At 44.6% G+C, this 231-nt stretch carries 1 protein-coding gene; it reads right to left on the minus strand.

All coding sequences use genetic code 11. From position 1 onward, the window contains the following. Positions 1–70: 70 nt before the first annotated feature. A partial coding sequence (locus tag MTCD1_RS20465) for a glycine cleavage system protein H (protein WP_369007723.1) occupies positions 71–231 on the minus strand: 161 nt, incomplete at its 5' end.

The raw sequence follows: 231 nt of genomic DNA on the forward strand, positions 1-231 counted from the left end.
CTATTAACTATTACGAAAATAAATAAGTACTAAAAAAAACCCCGAGGCTAGCTCAGGGTTTCAACAACAATTAGTCTTCGATTGACTCAGCATAGCCAGCCGCGTCAAGTAGCGCTGCGAGTTCGCTTTCGTCAGACGCTTTCACGCGGAACAACCAGCCTTCGCCGAATGCATCCGAGTTTACTAACTCTGGCGAGTCTTCTAATTCTTCATTGATTGCGACAATTTCAC

This window comes from Colwellia marinimaniae (assembly GCF_002207865.1).
Lineage (GTDB): Bacteria > Pseudomonadota > Gammaproteobacteria > Enterobacterales > Alteromonadaceae > Colwellia > Colwellia marinimaniae.